The 15964-nt window shown below is 68.7% G+C and carries 16 protein-coding genes; 8 read left to right on the top strand and 8 right to left on the bottom strand.

Going from position 1 to position 15964, the window contains the following annotated elements:
- Window positions 1-4: 4 nt before the first annotated feature.
- Window positions 5-226, bottom strand: a complete 222-nt coding sequence (locus ACGFSB_RS02495; protein ID WP_393393871.1) for a hypothetical protein — start codon at window positions 224-226, stop codon at window positions 5-7.
- Window positions 223-459, bottom strand: coding sequence for a hypothetical protein (locus tag ACGFSB_RS02490; RefSeq protein WP_393392859.1), 237 nt, complete (start codon window positions 457-459; stop codon window positions 223-225). Before ACGFSB_RS02490 ends, ACGFSB_RS02495 begins: the two co-directional genes overlap by 4 nt.
- A 118-nt stretch (window positions 460-577) precedes the next feature.
- On the opposite strand from ACGFSB_RS02490, the gene ACGFSB_RS02485 reads away from it, so the two are divergent.
- Together ACGFSB_RS02485 and ACGFSB_RS02480 are read left to right on the top strand one after the other, a co-directional pair.
- Complete coding sequence (locus ACGFSB_RS02485; RefSeq protein WP_393392856.1) at window positions 578-1411, top strand: helix-turn-helix domain-containing protein; 834 nt, start codon at window positions 578-580, stop codon at window positions 1409-1411.
- Complete coding sequence (locus tag ACGFSB_RS02480; RefSeq protein ID WP_393392854.1) at window positions 1393-1674, top strand: DUF397 domain-containing protein; 282 nt, start codon at window positions 1393-1395, stop codon at window positions 1672-1674. Before ACGFSB_RS02485 ends, ACGFSB_RS02480 begins: the two co-directional genes overlap by 19 nt.
- On the opposite strand, the gene helR is transcribed toward ACGFSB_RS02480, so the two are convergent.
- From helR to ACGFSB_RS02465, 3 genes are all read right to left on the bottom strand, one after another.
- Window positions 1658-3844, bottom strand: a complete 2187-nt coding sequence (gene helR / locus ACGFSB_RS02475) for an RNA polymerase recycling motor ATPase HelR (protein ID WP_393392852.1) — start codon at window positions 3842-3844, stop codon at window positions 1658-1660. The genes ACGFSB_RS02480 and helR overlap by 17 nt on opposite strands.
- Window positions 3845-3971: 127 nt before the next feature.
- Window positions 3972-4484, bottom strand: coding sequence for a GNAT family N-acetyltransferase (locus ACGFSB_RS02470; protein WP_393392850.1), 513 nt, complete (start codon window positions 4482-4484; stop codon window positions 3972-3974).
- A gap of 9 nt (window positions 4485-4493) precedes the next feature.
- On the bottom strand, window positions 4494-5273 hold the full coding sequence (locus ACGFSB_RS02465; protein ID WP_393392847.1) for an AraC family transcriptional regulator: 780 nt from the start codon (window positions 5271-5273) through the stop codon (window positions 4494-4496).
- Between the two features lie 56 nt (window positions 5274-5329).
- Between ACGFSB_RS02465 and ACGFSB_RS02460 the strand changes: the two genes are divergently transcribed.
- Window positions 5330-5902, top strand: a complete 573-nt coding sequence (locus ACGFSB_RS02460; protein ID WP_393392844.1) for a class I SAM-dependent methyltransferase — start codon at window positions 5330-5332, stop codon at window positions 5900-5902.
- A 15-nt stretch (window positions 5903-5917) separates the two neighbouring features.
- Here the strand turns inward: ACGFSB_RS02460 and ACGFSB_RS02455 are convergent, their stop codons facing one another.
- From ACGFSB_RS02455 to ACGFSB_RS02445, 3 genes are all read right to left on the bottom strand, one after another.
- Complete coding sequence (locus ACGFSB_RS02455; RefSeq protein WP_393392841.1) at window positions 5918-6241, bottom strand: helix-turn-helix domain-containing protein; 324 nt, start codon at window positions 6239-6241, stop codon at window positions 5918-5920.
- A 136-nt stretch (window positions 6242-6377) separates the two neighbouring features.
- The gene (locus tag ACGFSB_RS02450; RefSeq protein WP_393392839.1) at window positions 6378-8255 is read right to left on the bottom strand and encodes a beta-galactosidase; all 1878 of its coding nucleotides are present in this window, start codon (window positions 8253-8255) and stop codon (window positions 6378-6380) included.
- 50 nt (window positions 8256-8305) lie between these two features.
- Window positions 8306-9034, bottom strand: coding sequence for a FadR/GntR family transcriptional regulator (locus ACGFSB_RS02445; RefSeq protein ID WP_393393783.1), 729 nt, complete (start codon window positions 9032-9034; stop codon window positions 8306-8308).
- 194 nt (window positions 9035-9228) lie between these two features.
- Between ACGFSB_RS02445 and ACGFSB_RS02440 the strand changes: the two genes are divergently transcribed.
- From ACGFSB_RS02440 to ACGFSB_RS02420, 5 genes are read left to right on the top strand one after another with little or no spacing between them, the layout of a single operon-like run.
- Complete coding sequence (locus tag ACGFSB_RS02440; RefSeq protein WP_393392836.1) at window positions 9229-10890, top strand: ABC transporter substrate-binding protein; 1662 nt, start codon at window positions 9229-9231, stop codon at window positions 10888-10890.
- A gap of 40 nt (window positions 10891-10930) precedes the next feature.
- Window positions 10931-11890, top strand: a complete 960-nt coding sequence (locus ACGFSB_RS02435) for an ABC transporter permease (RefSeq protein ID WP_393392833.1) — start codon at window positions 10931-10933, stop codon at window positions 11888-11890.
- A complete protein-coding gene (locus ACGFSB_RS02430; RefSeq protein ID WP_393392830.1) occupies window positions 11890-13890 on the top strand; it encodes a dipeptide/oligopeptide/nickel ABC transporter permease/ATP-binding protein in 2001 nt (666 codons plus the stop codon). Before ACGFSB_RS02435 ends, ACGFSB_RS02430 begins: the two co-directional genes overlap by 1 nt.
- Window positions 13887-14963: an oligopeptide/dipeptide ABC transporter ATP-binding protein gene (locus ACGFSB_RS02425; protein ID WP_393392827.1), complete on the top strand. Its 1077-nt coding sequence runs from the start codon at window positions 13887-13889 to the stop codon at window positions 14961-14963. Before ACGFSB_RS02430 ends, ACGFSB_RS02425 begins: the two co-directional genes overlap by 4 nt.
- Entirely contained in the window at window positions 14960-15895 is a 936-nt protein-coding gene (locus ACGFSB_RS02420) for a dihydrodipicolinate synthase family protein (RefSeq protein ID WP_393392824.1), read from the top strand. Before ACGFSB_RS02425 ends, ACGFSB_RS02420 begins: the two co-directional genes overlap by 4 nt.
- Window positions 15896-15964: the final 69 nt, after the last annotated feature.

The raw sequence follows: 15964 nt of genomic DNA, 5'->3' as shown, positions 1-15964 counted from the left end.
TACGTCACGGCACTTCGCCCCTACTTCGGGCATTCGCATAGGCGGTCGCGGCGCGGAGCCTCTCCGATGTGGTGGCGGTTCTGAGCGCGTCCGGTTCGCAGTCCCACTCCCGGCCGCCGCCGAAGGGGCGGAGCTGGATATACGGCCCTTCATGGCCCATGACCCTGCCGACCTGTCCCGTGCGGGTGTCCACGGCGTAGGCGCCGATCGGAAGGTTGAGGTTCACTTTGGCCCCTCACCTTCGCCACGTGGCAGGGCGACGGCGAGGCGTGCCGCCGTGTCGACGGAGCATCCGCCCAATTCGATGAGTGGGCAGGGGGCTTCGCGGGCCCAAGATGTGGGGTCGATCCGCAATGACGGAAGAATAATTCCGGCCCGCGCGAGTGCGGCACGCAATTCCTTCATGGTCTCCTCCGCTTCTTCGACGCATAGCGTCGAGTGCGCCTTGCTTTCAGCCATGACGTGGCTCCCCTTTCCCACCGGATTTCACGCTTCGTGTCTCGATGGTGACGGGTCCGGCCTACACTCGGCAGGAGTCTGTCTCCTACAACTGCGGGGCAGTGGAAGGCGGTTGGCTATGGCCAATGGTTCACGACAGGCGGCTTGGGAGTTCTTCGGAGCGGAGTTGAAGAGACGGCGGGAGGAAGCGGGGCTTACGCAGTCGGCGCTGGGGATGCGGGTATTTGTTTCCGGCGGATACGTCGGCCAATTCGAACAGGCTATTCGGAAACCGCAGTTGGATGTGGCGGAGCGGATCGATGAGGTCCTACAAACCGATGGCTTTTTCGGGCGGATGTGGCGCAAGCTCATCAAGGAGCAGCCGTATACGGAGTACTTCGCGCACGCCGCAGAGCTTGAGCGGCTGGCCACAGAGATCTGCGACTTCGCTCCGGCGGTGGTCCCAGGGCTGCTACAGACCCCCGAGTACGCGCGAGCGGTCTTCCTCGGCAGTAATCCGCTCGCCACCGACGAGTACGTCGAGGAGTTGGTGAGGGCTCGCATGGACCGCGCGGCGCTCCTCAAGGACGCTACACGGCCCGTGTATTGGGCGATCCTGCACGAGACAGTGCTGCGGATGCCGGTCGGCGGACCCGAGACGATGACCCGGCAGCTCGATCACATCGCGGCGACGGTGCGCGAGCGCAAGGTGCTGCTCCAGGTACTCCCGTTCGCGGCCGGGGCGTATTCGCCGATGGGAAAGATGATGAGGCTGATGGAGTTCGAGGACGCCCCACCAACTGTCTATACAGAGGCGGTGTTTTCGGGGAACTTGCTGGACGATCCGGCTGTGGTGAAGCGGACGGCGGCGTCTTACGATCAGCTCAGGGCCGTCGCGTTGTCGCCGGAGGCGTCCCTGGATCTGATCGATTCGACGTCGGAGGATTTCAGACGATGCGCGAGTACGACCTGAGCAACGCCAACTGGCGCAAGAGCAGCTACAGCGGCGGAGACGGCGGGGAGGAGTGCCTGGAGGTCGCGTACGACTTCATAGGCGCCGCCCGCTGGCGCAAGAGCAGCTACAGCAACGGCGAGGGCGGCAGCTGCGTCGAGGTAGCCGACGGACTCCCCGGGGTCGTCCCCGTAAGGGACAGCAAGAACCCCCAGGGCCCCGCCCTGCTACTGAGCGCCGAAGCCTGGACCGCCTTCGTGGGAGACCTCAGCTCGTCAGGATGACCAGCCGCTGCGTCGCCCGCGTCATAGCGACATAGCGGTCGACCGCTCCTTCGATGCCCTCGCCGAACGACTCCGGGTCGATGACGACGACCAGGTCGAACTCAAGCCCCTTCGACAGCGACGGAGTCAGCGACCGTACGCGAGGCGTTGCCCGGAACGTGGGATCGCCGATGACGCAGGCGGTCCCCTCGGCGTGCGCCCCGAGCCACGTGTCGAGGATCGAGTCCAGGTCGGCGACGGGCCCGTACAGGACGGGGATTCCGCTGCTCCGGATGGAGGTCGGCACATTGGCGTCCGGAAGCGCCGCGCGGATGGCAGGCTCGGCCTCAGCCATCACCTCTTCCGGCGTGCGGTAGTTGACGCTCAGGGAGGCCACGTCGATCTGGTCGAGGCCGACCCGCTCGAGCCGTTCCTGCCACGGCTCCGTGAACCCGTGCCTGGCCTGGGCGCGGTCACCGACGATGGTGAAGCTCCGGGACGGACACCGCAGGATCAGCATCTGCCATTCCGCGTCGGTGAGTTCCTGGGCCTCGTCCACGATGATGTGGGCGAACGGCCCCGCGAGCGCGTCCGGTTCAGCGGTGCCCACCATCCCGCTCTCGTCGATGAGGGTGTCCTGCATGTCCCGTCCGTGCAGCATCCCCAACGCGCCTTCGCTCTCGTCGATCTCGACGTTCTGGAGCAGGCTGGACATGGCGTCGGCGCGGCGCGCACGCTCGGCGGTGACGGAGGCCTCGTGCCGCCGCTTGCGCGCTGACGCCTCCGCGTCGCCGAGCCGCTGCCGTGCCGCGTCGAGGAGCGGCAGGTCGGAGACGGTCCAGGCCTGAGCGTCGGCGGCCCGCTGGAGCTTTCGTACGTCGTCGGGGCCGAGACCGGGAGCGCACTTGCGCAGGTAGGCGGGTACCGACCACAGGTCTCCGACGAGGTCGGTCGCTTCGAGCATCGGCCACGCGCGGTTGAGGGCGGTGATCAGCTCCCTGTTCTGGAGCAGCGACCTCCGGAAGAGCTCGGGGGACGCGTCGCTGTCGTCCTTGTCGAACAGGATCGTGAACAGCTCTTCCTGGATCTGGTCGCGCGCTTCGTTGTGCGGGGTGCCCGGTTCCACGGCCTCGAAGGCCACGGCCCAGTCGGCGGCGCTCAGCCAGATGTCGGACCAGTGGGTCTCGACCGTCATGCCCTTGGTGGGCGGCTCTTCGTAGATGCCGACGGCGGGTTCGATCGCCTTGACCAGGTCTGCGGACGACTTCAGGAGGGCGACTTCCGGGTCGGTCTCGGCCACGGCTGCGGCTCCCTCGGTGACGAGGTCGCGCAGGGTGCAGGTCTGTACGCCCTCCTCTCCGAGGCTGGGCAGGACATCGGCGACGTAGGCGAGGTAGGCCTGGTGGGGGCCGACGAAGAGCACGCCGCCGCGACGGTGACCGAGGCGGGGGTCGGAGTAGAGGAGGTGGGCGGCGCGGTGCAGGGCGACGACGGTCTTGCCCGTACCAGGGCCGCCGTCCACGACGAGAGCGCCGCGTGATCCCGCCCGGATGATGGCGTCCTGGTCGGACTGGATGGTGGACAGCACGTCGCGCATACGGCTCGACCGGTTGCTGCCGAGGCTGGCGATGAAGGCGGACTGGTCGTCAAGCGCGGCGTGCCCTTCGAGTCCGTCGGCGGTGAACACCTCGTCCCAGTAGTCGCTGATCCGGCCGCGCGTCCAGCGGTACCTGCGGCGGCTCACCAGGCCCTTCGGATGCGCGTGGGTCGCGGCGAAGAAGGGCTCGGCGGCAGGAGAGCGCCAGTCGAGCAGCAGCCGACGGCCCGTGCTGTCGGTGAGGCCGAGCCGCCCGATGTATACGGGCTCGGGGTCGTCCTCGCTGACGATGTGACCGAGGCAGAGGTCGAGGCCGAAGCGGCGCAGGGCACGCAGGCGGCCGGTGAGCCGGTGGATCTCCAGGTCCCGGTCCATCGCCTCCCGGCCGAGGCCGCCGGGAGCCATGCGCGCGGCGTCGAGGCGGTCGGACAGCTCGGCGATCGACTGCTCCAGGCTCTGAGCGATGGCCGCGAAGTGCTGATCGTCGCGGTCGATGAGCTTGGGGTCGGCTTTGGGGGAGAGATGGTCAGGAAGGTCGAACGCACTGGTCGTCGCACTGCTCGTCGCACTGGTGGTGGTCCCGTTAACCGACATCAACGCACGCACTTCGTGAATCCCCCATTTACGGCAGTTTCTGGCTTCGGCGATGGATTCTGCCCCACGACCGGGGCCTTGCCGCAAGCCCCCCAGTGCGCTATATCTTGATAGTGGCAAGAGGTGGTTACTCCCTCTTGCCCTTTTCGTTGGCCAGCCCTTCACGGCGGTAGCGAATCTCGACGAGCCCCTCCCCCTCCTTCTCCACCTCGTCCACGATCAGGAACCCCGTACGGACGAGCACGGCCCGTGACCCGGCGTTGCCCGCGTCCGTGGCTGCCCGCAGCGCGCTCAGTCCGTACGTGTCGGCGGCAAGACCGCACACCTGCCGTACGGCGGCGGTGGCGAGGCCACGGCCTGCCGCGCTCTCGGCGATGCGATAGCCGAGCTCGGCCTCGCCGTCCGCCAGGTCGAGGAGGTTGACCCGCCCGACGACCGTGCCTTCGCTGTCCACCAGTACGTGGAACTGACAGCTCCCGGCGGCCTGTTCGGCGAGCAGGGCCTCGTGGCGGGCGTCGAACTCGGCGAAGTAGGCGTCACCGCGATCGGGGACGGACCGGGCGAAGTATTCGCGGTTCTCCCGCTCGAAGGCGAGGAGGGCGAGAGCGTGATCGGAGCGCAGACGCTGGAGTTCGGGCATGGCGGAAAGCTAACCCTGCGGTCCCTGCTGCCGCACGGGAAAATACTGGCGCGGGGTGAGCCCCACGATGCGGTGGAACGCGGCGACGAACGAGCTGGCCGAGGCATAGCCGACCCTCGCGGCCACCGCCTCGATCGTCGCCCCTTCGGCGAGCAGCGGCATCGCGGCCTGCATCCGCAACTGCTCCCGCCACTGCCCGAACGCGAGGCCCGTCTCGGCGACAAAGAGCCGGGCCAGGGTGCGGGCGCTGGCGCCGACGGTGCGGCCCCAGGCCTCAAGGGGGCGCCCGTCGGAGGGATCGGCGGCCAGCGCCGCCGCGACCTCCCCCGCGCGCGGATCCTTCGGCTCCGTCACGGAGATGCTCGTCACCGGGACGGGGTGCAGCACGTCGAGAAGAACCCGCTCCGCGCGCGATCGCGCGTCCAGGTCGAGGTCCGTGCGGAGCAAGTGGTCGATCAGGGCTCGCAGGAGGGGCCCCGCCGCAAGGACCGTCGGCTCGGTCCAGGCGGCGGATTCGGGGCAGCGCGCCGGGTCGACGTACGGGCTGCGCATCACCGTGTCACCCTCGGCCTCCGTCGCGTGGGGCAGACCGGCGGGGATCCACAGGGCGAGGGAGGGTGGCAGCAGCCAGGAGCCGGAGTCGGTCCGGATCCGGAGCAAACCCTTGGCGGACCAGGCGAGTTGATGCACGGGATGATCGTGCGTCGCGAACTTCACGCCGCGCGGCATGGTGAAGTCGCCGACGAAGATCGCAGTCAACGCCCGATAGGAGTGTCCGGTCTGCGACATGACACGGCAGCCTAGCCCGTGGCGGACATCGCGCGACCCGGCCTAGCGTCACCGGTATGCCAATGAACCGAGCGCATCGCAAGCTGTGCAGTTCCGATGAGTGGGCCCAGACAGTGAAGGACCGCATCCTCCCCTGGGCCCTCGAAGACGTCGAACTCGGCGACGAGGTCCTGGAGATCGGCCCGGGATACGGCGCGAATCTGCGCGTCCTGGTCGACCAGGTCCCCAGCCTCACGGCGGTCGAGATCGACGGCGACACGGTCCGCCTCCTGGAGCGCGAGTGGGGCGACCGGGCCCGCATCCTGCACGCGGACGGCGCGGACATGCCGCTCCCCGACGCCACGTACTCCTCGGTGGTGTGCTTCACGATGCTGCACCACGTCCCCACCGACGCACTCCAGGACCGCATCTTCGCGGAGGCGTTCCGCGTACTGCGCCCCGGCGGCACGTTCGCAGGCAGCGACAGCCAACCAAGCCTCCGCTTCCGCCTGCTGCACTTCCGCGACACGATGAACACCCTGCCCCCGGCGGCCCTGCCCGCACGTCTGGAAGCCGCCGGCTTCACGAACCCGGTCGTCGACCGCCACCCGGAGAGCGGGGGCCTGCGCTTCAGCGCCCGGAAGCCGTGAAGCCCCCGAGGGCTCTCACCCGACCTTCCGCAGCTCCCCGTCACCGAACACCGCGACCATCACCAGGCTGCCTCCCAGCGCCTCGACATAGCGCGCCACCACATCCGTACCGGACACCTGGCCGCTCTCGATCTGAGAGACCCTGCCCTTGCTCACGTTCATGCGCTCGGCCACTTGCGCCTGGGTGTAGCCGCGCTCCTGGCGCATCTCGGCCAGCCGCCAGGCGCGAGCCTCGGCGAGTACGCGTTCGGCGCCTTCGAGGAACGCGTCGCGCCCTCCCGACAGCTCCTCCGCCCGCTCACGGTGTCCACTGGCCGACCACTTGATGTGTCCGCTCACTTCCCCAGCTCCTTCTCACGGTCAGCGACGTACTCCGCGTACCGCCGCTCAGCCAGCGGGATCGTTCAGCCATTGATCCACCGCACTGGTCAGGTAGACGTCCCACTGCCCGACACCCTCACCCGGATGAGGTAAATCAACCGCGGATCACGTCCACCGAACAGTCCCGGGCATCCATCCGCACGTGCAACCGCTCTCCTTCCCCCGTCACCCGCGTCCGCGCCTGCACCCCCTCCGGGAGGTCCGGCAGGACCGGGGTCACGCCGCACTCCGCTCGCACCCGGTCGAGCAGTTCCCGCATCTCCTTGGGGGCGGGGCGCGTGCCCAGGTACCAGGCGACTCCCTCGCCGTACGCGTGGCGGGTCACCGCCGGGCCGCCGTCGGGGAACGAGATCACCGTCTCCGCGCCCTCCAGGTGGATCTCCTCCGCCCAGGTGCCGTCCGGGGCCGGGGCGAACTCCTCCACCAGTACACCGAGGAGCTCGCGGAAGGGGGCCGGGTAGCCGCCGAGGTGGACTCGGTCGTTCTCGTCCGTGATTCCGGAGAAGTAGGACATGACCAGGGTGCCGCCAGCCCGGACGTACAAGGAAATTCGTGCCGCGGTCTCCTTCGATACCGAGTAAAGGTTGGGGATCAGGAGCAAGCGGTATTCGGTCAAGTCGGCGTCTACCGGCAACACATCGCACGCCACCGACGCGTCATACAGCGGCTTGTGGTGGGCCAGGGCCGCGTCAAGGAGCGTGACGTCCGCGCTCGGGTGCGCGTCCAGTTCCAGGGCCCACCAGCTCGGCCAGTCCAGGAGCAGCGCCGCGTCCGCCCGCTCGGGAGTTGAGCCGAGCAGCTGGGGGTGGGTCGCGAGTTCCGCGCCCAGCTCCCGTACCTCCCGGAAGATCCGCGTCCCCGCTCCCCCGTGCGGCACCATCGCCGAGTGGAACTTCTCCGCTCCCCCGCGCGACTGCCGCCACTGGAAGAACAGCACCGAGTCCGCGCCGTGCGCCACCGCCTGCCAGCTGTCGAGGCGCATCCGGCCCGGCGGCTTTCTGCCATTGCGCTCGCGCCAGTTCACCGCGCCCGGTGCCTGCTCAAGGAGCAGCCACGGCTGTCCGCCCTTCAGGCCGCGCATGACGTCGTACGAGAAGGCCGTTCGGTGGAGCGAATCCGGATCGTGCGGGTCGGGGTACGAGTCGTACGCCACCACGTCCAGGTGCGGGGCCCAGGTGAACAGGTCCAGGGTTTTCGCTATCGGGACGAAGTTCGTCGTGACCGGGATGTCCGGCGTGATGCGGGTCAGTACCTCCTTCTCCGCCAGGTAGCACGCGAGGAGTTCGTCCGATGAGAAGCGCCAGTAGTCCAGCTGCTGGGCCGGGTTGCGGAAGGACGGGGCCTTGCGCGGGGTGTGGACCTCCTCGAACGTGCCGTACCGCTGCGACCAGAAGTCCGTCGACCAGGCCTCGTTGAGTGCCGCCACCGTCCCGTAGCGCGCCCGCAGCCACGTACGGAACGCCGCCGTCGACACCTCGCAGTGGCAGTGGCGCGAGATGTGGCAGCCGTATTCGTTGCCGATGTGCCAGAGGGCGAGGGCGGGGTGGGTGCCGTAGCGGGTGGCCAGGCGTTCCGCGAGGCGTACCGAATAGCGGCGGTAGACCGGGCTCGACGGGCACCAGTGCTGGCGTGAGCCGGGGTGCAGGCGGGTGCCGTCCTCCAGGACCGGGAGGGTCGACGGGTGCAGGCGGGTCAGCCACGGGGGCGGGGACGCCGTCATCGTGGCGAGGCTGACCGCGACGCCCGCCTCCGCGAGGCGGTCCATGTGGCCGTCCAGCCAGGTGAAGTCGTACGCGCCCGGGGCGGGCTCCGTCGTCGCCCAGGAGAAGATCCCGAGCGTCACGAGATTCACTCCCGCCTCGCGCATCAGCTCGGTGTCCTCGGCGTGGACCTCGGGGCCCCACTGCTCCGGGTTGTAGTCACCGCCGTACCCCAGTGACGCAACCCGGTCATAGAAGTGACCCAGTCTCATCCCGCGCCCTGCACTCGTCCCATCCCCTGCACTCGTCCCATCCCCTGCGCTCATCCCACGCCCCTCGACTCCTGGCCCGCCCGCGCCTCGATCCCCCGGAAGTGATCCGCCATCGCCCGCTGAGCCCCCTCCACGTCCCGCGCCCGCAGCGCCGTCACGATGTCCCGGTGTCTGCGCACCGTCACCTCCGGCGCCGGATCGCGGGCCCATCCCCGCACCCCCGCCACCCGGTTGAAGACGTTCCAGAACGCGCCGAGCAGCTGCGGCACCAGCTCGTTGCCCAGCGAGCGGTAGAGCGTCTCGTGGAACTCGCGGTCGAGCTCAGGGAAGACCGCCCCCGTGTCCGCCGACTCCTCCATCCGCCCTACCAGAGCCTCCAGCTGGCACAGTTCCTCATCGGTGAGCAGCACCGCTATCCGCCGCACCAGGCCCTCCTCGATGACCTCCCGGAGTTGCAGGATCTCCAGTAACGCGTGGGTGTCGTCGGCAGGTTGCACCAACGTACGGAAGGTGAGCCCGTCGGCTAGCGGCGTCAGCGACACCTGCCCCACGTACGTCCCGTAGCCGTGTCTGATCTCCACGATGTCCAGGGCCTGGAGCGCCTTGAGTGCCTCGCGCACCGAGTTCCTGCTGACCCCGAGCGCTTCCATCAGCTCGGCCTCGGTGGGCAGCAGGGCGCCGGGCTTCAGCCCCCGGTCGAGGATCAACTGCATGACTTTGCGCTGGACTTGACTGCCCACGCGCCGTTCGCGGACTGGCTCCTGAGGCATGTGGCACATCGTAGGCACGGATGACATCCCACGTCCCACCTCCGGACCAACATCGTTCAGGACGGCCGGGGTTGCAGCTGGCACGACGGCCCGGATGACGCCCGGACCGGATCCGTGCGCGATCTCTTGACCGGCTCTCGCGGCGCTCTTATGGTCGCCACGCCACTACGACGTAGGACGTGGGATCTCTCAAGGGAGACACAGTGAGCGACCAGAAGATCAGCATCAGCTCATCCACCACACGCACCGGGCCCGCGCCGGACCGTCGGTCCTTCCTCAAGTACACCGGTGCGCTGGGCGCGGCCGCCGCCATCACTACCACGCTCTCCGCCTGTTCATCCGGGCCCGAGTCCACGAATGACGCCGGAGACGGCGGTGGGAAGGGCGGCGACTCCACCCTCACCGCCGTCATCGGCTATGGGAACGACGGCAGTTGGGACCCGACGCAGACCGCGTCCGCCTTCGCGATGGCCGGCAACGAACACATCTATGAGGGGCTCCTCAACACCGACCCCATCACGCGCGAGCCGTATCCCGCGCTCGCCACGGAGGTCCCGTCCGACGACAAGGCGACCACCTGGAAGTTCACGCTCAGGCCCGGCGCCAAGTGGCACGACGGGAAGCCCGTCAACGCCGACGACGTGGTCTTCGTCTTCGACCGCATCCTGGACCCGAAGACGCAGACCCTGGCCAAGGGCTTCTTCGAGAGCTGGCTGAAGGAGGTCAAGAAGGTCGACGCGACGACCGTCGAGCTCGTCCTCAAGTTCCCCTTCCCCGACGGCCTCGCCCGCCTCTCCCTCGCCAAGATCATGCCGAAGCACGTCTTCTCCAAGCCCGGCGCCTGGGACGACGCGACCAAGGGCAAGGCGGTGGGCTCGGGACCGTACAAGCAGGCGGCGCACCACCCGAAGTCCAACACCACCTTCGAGGCGTTCGACGACTACAACGGCCCGCGCAAAGCCGCCTTCAAGAAGATGAACTGGCTGACCATCGTGGACGCGGCGCCCCGCGTCGCGAAGATCTCCGGCGGCAGCGCGGACTCGGAGATCGCGGACAACATCCCGTACGCCAACATCGAGCAGCTCAAGAAGGGCGGGCTCACCGTCGAGGGCGGGGCGGGGATGAACAACCTGTTCCTGATGTTCAACACCGCGCACAAGCCCTTCGACGACGTACGCGTGCGGCAGGCGCTGCACTACGCCATCGACACGGGGAAGATGATCGAGGTCGCCCTCAAGGGGCACGGCAAGGCGTCGACCTCGTTCCTCAACGAGTCCAACCCCGCCTATCGCCCGGCGAAGACGGTCTACGCGTACGACCCCAAGAAGGCGAAGAAGCTCCTGAAGGAAGCCGGGGTCACGGATCTGTCGATCAACCTCATGGCGGTGAACGTGAGTTGGATCGTCGACTGCCTGCCGACCATCAAGGCCTCGTGGGACGCGATCGGTGTGAAGACGACGCTGGACCCGCAGGAGACGACGGCCGTGTTCACCAAGATGGACCAGAAGAAGGACTACCAGGTCGTCGCGGCGGCATCGAACCCCAACCAGTTCGGCATCGACCCCGACCTGATCATGCACTACAACTACGGGCCCGAGAACCTGTGGATGGGCTACGCCCACTGGGCCGGCAACTCCACGGCCAAGAAGCTCTTCAAGGACATGGACCAGGCGACGCGCGAACCCGACGCGGCCAAGAAGAAGGCCATGGTCCAGGACTACATCGACATCGTCGCCGAGCAGGCGGTGATCTATCCCGTCGTCCACAACGAGCTGATGACCGCGTGGGACCCGAAGAAGCTCACGGGCATCAAGGCCCAGCCCTACCCAGGCATCAACCTCCTCCAGGCCAAGTGGGCCAAGTAGCCCACACAGCAAGACCGTTGACCGTTGGGAGTCGTACGACGTGACCGCGATCTTCAGAATCCTGGCCCGCCGCCTCGCCCTGCTCGTCCCGCTGCTGCTCGGCATCGTGCTGTTCGTCTTCCTCGTGATGCGGTTCTCGGACATCGATCCGGCGTCGGCGTTCTTCCAGGGGGCCAATCCGACCCAGGAGCAACTGCACCAGTTCCGCCAGGAGAACGGGCTGCTCGATCCGCTGCCGGTGCGCTACGTCGCCTTCGTCGGCGATCTGCTCCAGGGCGACATGGGCATCAGCGTGCTCACCCGCTCACCGGTGGTGGACCAGGTCACCACCGCGCTGCCGCTCACCGTGCAGCTGACGTTCCTGGGCCTCGGCATCGCGGTGGTGATCTCGCTGCTGCTCGGTGTGACCGCCGCGATCTACCGTGACCGGCTGCCCGACCAGCTCATCCGCGTCGTCTCGCTGACCGGAGTGGCGGCACCCGGCTTCTGGCTGGCACTGCTCATGATCCAGTACCTGGCGGTGGAGGCGGGCTGGTTCCCGACCGGCGGATACGTCAACCCCGGTGATTCCTTCACCGGTTGGCTCAAGACGATGACGCTGCCCGCCCTCGCGCTCTCGCTCCCCGTGGCCGCCGGGCTCACGCGCATCATCCGTACGGCGGTGGTCGAGGAGCTCGACAAGGACTACGTACGGACGGCGATCGGCAGCGGCCTGCCACCGGTCGTGGTCGTCGGACGCAACGTCCTGCGCAACGCCCTCATCAACCCCCTGACGGTGCTCGGCCTGCGCGTCGGCTATCTGCTCGGCGGCGCGGTCGTCATCGAGACGATCTTCTCGCTGCCGGGCATGGGCAAGCTGATGATCGACGCCGTGAAGAACGGCGACCCGGCGGTGGTGCAGGGAGTGGTCATCACGACAGCCGTCGGCTTCGTGGTCGTGAACCTGGTCCTGGACATTCTCCATCTGCTGGTCAATCCGCGCCTGAGGGGGACTGCCTGATGATCACGTCCCGCAAGGCTCTGACCGAGCGCCTCGCACGGCCCGGCATCCGGATCCGCTCCCTGCGCAGGCTGCCGGTACTCTCCCGCGTCGCGGTGGGAGTGGTCGGCCTGGTCGTCTTCGTGGCGCTCTTCGCACCGCTGCTGGCCCCGCACGACCCACTGGACCAGCAGCCGCAGGCCGACGGCACGGGACACCCCTCGGGCAGTCACTGGATGGGGCAGGACAGTCTCGGCAGGGACATCCTCAGCAGGCTGATGTACGGGGCACGCTGGTCCCTGGCGATCGGGCTCGGGGCGACCCTGCTCGCCCTGATCGTCGGCGCGGTGCTCGGCGCGATCGCGGCGACCTCGCGCAAGGCGGTCGACGAGACGCTGATGCGGTGCCTCGACATCGTCATGGCGTTCCCCGGCATCGCGCTCGCGGCGGTCCTCGTGGCCGTCTTCGGCGGCGGCATCCTCGTCCTGATCTGCGCCATCGCGTTTCTGTTCACGCCGCCGATCGCACGGGTCGTACGCGCGAATGTGATGGATCAGTACGGCGAGGACTATGTCGTCGCCGAACGCATCGTCGGCGCACGCACCCCGCACATCCTCATCAAGCACGTGGCGATCAACTGCGCCGCGCCCATCCTGGTGTTCTGCACGGTGCAGGTCGCCGAGGCCATCGTGTTCGAGGCCTCGCTGTCGTTCATCGGCGCGGGCGTACGGCCCCCGGACCCGTCCTGGGGCAGCGTCATCGCGGACGGCAAGAACATGGTGCTGCTCGGCGGCTGGTGGGCGACGGTCTTCCCCGGCCTCCTGATGCTGATCACGGTCCTTTCCCTCAACATCCTCTCCGAGGGAGTCTCGGACGCGTGGGCGGCGCCCGTGACGCGCGATGTGCCGGGCACGGCCCGCAAGGAGGACCGCGAGGACCGCCTCGAAGCTCCCGAGCCTGGCAGCGGCAAGGTCCTTGAACTGCCGGGCCTGACAGCGGCGGCCCAACGCCTGCGCTCGCGCGCACGCCCGCTGCCCGAGGGGACACCGGTCCTCACGGTCTCCGACCTCGCGATCGGCTTCGACGCCCGCCACGGCGGGGTGGACATCGTCGACGGCATCAGCTTCCACGTGCGGCCGGGTGAAGTCCTCGGCCTGGTGGGCGAGTCGGGCTGCGGCAAGTCGCTCACCGCGCTGACCGTGATGGGCCTGGAGCCGAAGGGCGCCCGCATCGGCGGCCACGTGACGTTCAACGGCGAGCAGTTGATCGACATGCCGATGCGCGCCCGGAGGAGACTCCTGGGCCACGACATGGCGATGATCTACCAGGACGCGCTGTCGTCCCTCAACCCGGCGATGACGGTCCGCTCCCAGCTCAAACAGGTCGTACGAAGGGGTGGCCGCCGCACATCGGTCGAGCTCCTCGAACTGGTCGGCCTCGACCCGGAGCGCACCCTGCGCAGCTACCCCCATGAGTTGTCGGGTGGCCAGCGGCAACGCGTCCTGATCGCCATGGCGCTCTCCCGCGACCCGAAGCTGATCGTCGCGGACGAACCGACGACGGCACTGGACGTCACGGTCCAGGCCCAGGTGATTCAACTCCTCCTGCGCCTGCGCGAGGAGCTCGGCTTTGCCCTGATCCTCGTATCGCACGACCTGGCCCTCGTCGCGGACGTCACCGACCGGGTGGTCGTGATGTACGGCGGCCAGATCGTCGAGACGGGCGTGACGGCGGACCTGGTCGAGACGCCGTCGCACCACTACACGCGCGGCCTGCTCGGCTCGGTGCTCTCGCTCGAATCGGCGGCGGAACGCCTGACGCAGATCAAGGGCGTCGTACCGTCCCCCGCCGACTTCCCCGCAGGGTGCCGTTTCGCGGACCGATGCCCTCTCGCGAGCGAGGTGTGCCGGACGACGGCACCCGAACTCGTGGGCGGAGCACGGCATTCCATCGCTTGCCACCATCCGGCGGAACAGCCGCCGCGAGTGCCGGAGCCCAGGGGAAGCGAGGCGCTCAAGTGACGACCGAACAGCCCGGACAGCCCGGACAGCCCGAAGACCTGATCACCCTCTCCGGCGCGCACGTCGTACACCGGGCGCGCTCGGGCGGGCTGCTCTCGCGGGACCGCGTGTACGCCCTCACCGGCGCCGATCTGACCATCGCGCCCGGCGAGACGGTGGGCGTCGTGGGCGAGTCGGGGTGCGGCAAGTCGACGCTGGCGAAGGTCCTCGTGGGGGTGCAGCGGCCCACGGCGGGCACGGTGTCCTTCCGAGGCCAGGACCTGTGGACGATGAAGCCCGCCGAGCGGCGGGTGGCGATCGGCCGGAACACCGGCATGATCTTCCAGGACCCGTCGACGGCGCTGAACCGCAGGCTGACGGTGCGGCAGATCCTCCGTGACCCGCTGGACGTACACAGGGTGGGCACCTCGGCTCAACGCACCGACCGCGTCCGCGAGTTGATGTCCTTGGTAGGCCTCCCCAAGGTCCTGGCGGACGGGCTGCCGGGCCAACTCTCCGGCGGGCAACGCCAACGCGTGGCGATCGCGCGCGCACTGGCCCTCGAACCGGACCTTGTGGTGGCGGACGAGCCGACGAGCGCACTCGACGTCTCCGTACGCGCCCAGATCCTCAACCTCCTCCTGGATCTGAAGGAGCGGCTCGGCCTCGCCCTGGTCTTCGTGTCGCACGACATCCAGACGGTTCGACGGATGAGCGACCGGGTCATCACCATGTATCTGGGCAGAATCGTGGAGGAGTCACCGGCGGAGGAGATCCTGGACAGAGCGCGGCATCCGTACACGCGCGCGCTGTTCTCCGCGACTCCCGGCCTGCTCGACCCCATCGACCCGATCCCGCTCGCGGGCCCGGTGCCGTCGGCCACCCGGCCACCGAGCGGGTGCCCGTTCCGCACGAGGTGCTGGAAGGCGGACGAGGCCTGCGCCGCCACCATGCCTGACTTCGCCTCGACGGAGGGATCGGGGCGATCGGGGCACCGCTACCGCTGCCACCACCCCGTACGGGACGGCCAGTCCACGCACGAGCTAGTGATCCAGTCCGCCGCCACGGACGCGAGCCCCAGGGAGAATCCATGACCATGCCCACCCCGCTGACCGGTGTCGTCCCGCCCGTCTGCACCCCTCTGACACCGGACCACGAGGTGGACACACCGTCGCTCACAAGGCTGGTGGATCACCTGGTGGAGGGCGGGGTCGACGGTCTCTTCGTGCTCGGCTCGTCATCGGAGGCGGCGTACCTGACGGACGGCCAGCGGAGGCTGGTCATCGAGACGGTGGCGGGGCACGTGGGGGGCCAACTCCCGGTTCTGGCAGGGGCGATCGACATGGCGACGCCACGGGTCCTGGACCACGTCCGCGCGGTGACGGAGGCGGGGGCGGACGGGGTGGTGGTGACGGCCCCCTTCTACACGCGCACACACCCGGCGGAGATCGCACGCCACTTCCGGCTTGTGGCGGCGCGGTCCTCGGTGCCGGTCTTCGCGTACGACCTGCCGGTCGCCGTCCACTCCAAACTGGACGCGGGGCTCGTCCTGGAGCTGGCCGCCGAGGGGGTCCTCGCAGGGCTGAAAGACTCCAGCGGGGAGGAGGGGAGCTTCCGGGACGTGGTGCTCGGTGCGCGGGGGCGGGCGGACGTCTCCGGGTTCAGTGTGCTTACGGGGTCGGAGACGACGGTGGATGCGGCGTTGGCGATGGGGGCGGACGGGGTGGTGCCGGGCCTGGGGAACGTGGATCCGGAGGGCTATGCGCGGCTTTACCGCTACTGCCGGGAGGGGGACTGGGGGCGGGCCCGGGAGGAACAGGAGCGGTTGTGCGGTCTTTTCGGGATGGTGCGGGTCGGGGATTCCGCGCGGATGGGCGGCAGTTCGTCGGCCCTCGGGGCGTTCAAGGCGGCGCTGTATCTGCGGGGTGTGATCGCTTGCCCGGCCACTGCGGAGCCGCAGGTGCCGTTGTCCTCCGGGGAGGTTGAGCGGGTGGGGAAGTTCTTGGCGGGGGCGGGGTTGTTGTAGGGCGGGGGCGGTTTCCTTTCCCCAAGCCCGCCCCTACCCGAATCCCCTGGCTCCGCCGGACCGATGCGT

The organism is Streptomyces sp. NPDC048441 (assembly GCF_043200235.1).
In the GTDB taxonomy this organism is placed as follows: domain Bacteria; phylum Actinomycetota; class Actinomycetes; order Streptomycetales; family Streptomycetaceae; genus Streptomyces.
The sequence above is the reverse complement of the archived record's forward strand: the minus strand, read 5'-3'. Positions and strand labels throughout refer to the sequence as shown.

Coding starts and splice junctions, on each gene's coding strand:
- ACGFSB_RS02490 (WP_393392859.1), bottom strand. CDS start 459: ATGGCTGAAAGCAAGGCGCACTCGACGCTATGCGTCGAAGAAGCGGAG.
- ACGFSB_RS02485 (WP_393392856.1), top strand. CDS start 578: ATGGCCAATGGTTCACGACAGGCGGCTTGGGAGTTCTTCGGAGCGGAG.
- ACGFSB_RS02480 (WP_393392854.1), top strand. CDS start 1,393: ATGCGCGAGTACGACCTGAGCAACGCCAACTGGCGCAAGAGCAGCTAC.
- helR (WP_393392852.1), bottom strand. CDS start 3,844: ATGTCGGTTAACGGGACCACCACCAGTGCGACGAGCAGTGCGACGACC.
- ACGFSB_RS02470 (WP_393392850.1), bottom strand. CDS start 4,484: ATGCCCGAACTCCAGCGTCTGCGCTCCGATCACGCTCTCGCCCTCCTC.
- ACGFSB_RS02465 (WP_393392847.1), bottom strand. CDS start 5,273: ATGTCGCAGACCGGACACTCCTATCGGGCGTTGACTGCGATCTTCGTC.
- ACGFSB_RS02460 (WP_393392844.1), top strand. CDS start 5,330: ATGCCAATGAACCGAGCGCATCGCAAGCTGTGCAGTTCCGATGAGTGG.
- ACGFSB_RS02450 (WP_393392839.1), bottom strand. CDS start 8,255: ATGAGACTGGGTCACTTCTATGACCGGGTTGCGTCACTGGGGTACGGC.
- ACGFSB_RS02445 (WP_393393783.1), bottom strand. CDS start 9,034: ATGTGCCACATGCCTCAGGAGCCAGTCCGCGAACGGCGCGTGGGCAGT.
- ACGFSB_RS02430 (WP_393392830.1), top strand. CDS start 11,890: ATGATCACGTCCCGCAAGGCTCTGACCGAGCGCCTCGCACGGCCCGGC.
- ACGFSB_RS02420 (WP_393392824.1), top strand. CDS start 14,960: ATGACCATGCCCACCCCGCTGACCGGTGTCGTCCCGCCCGTCTGCACC.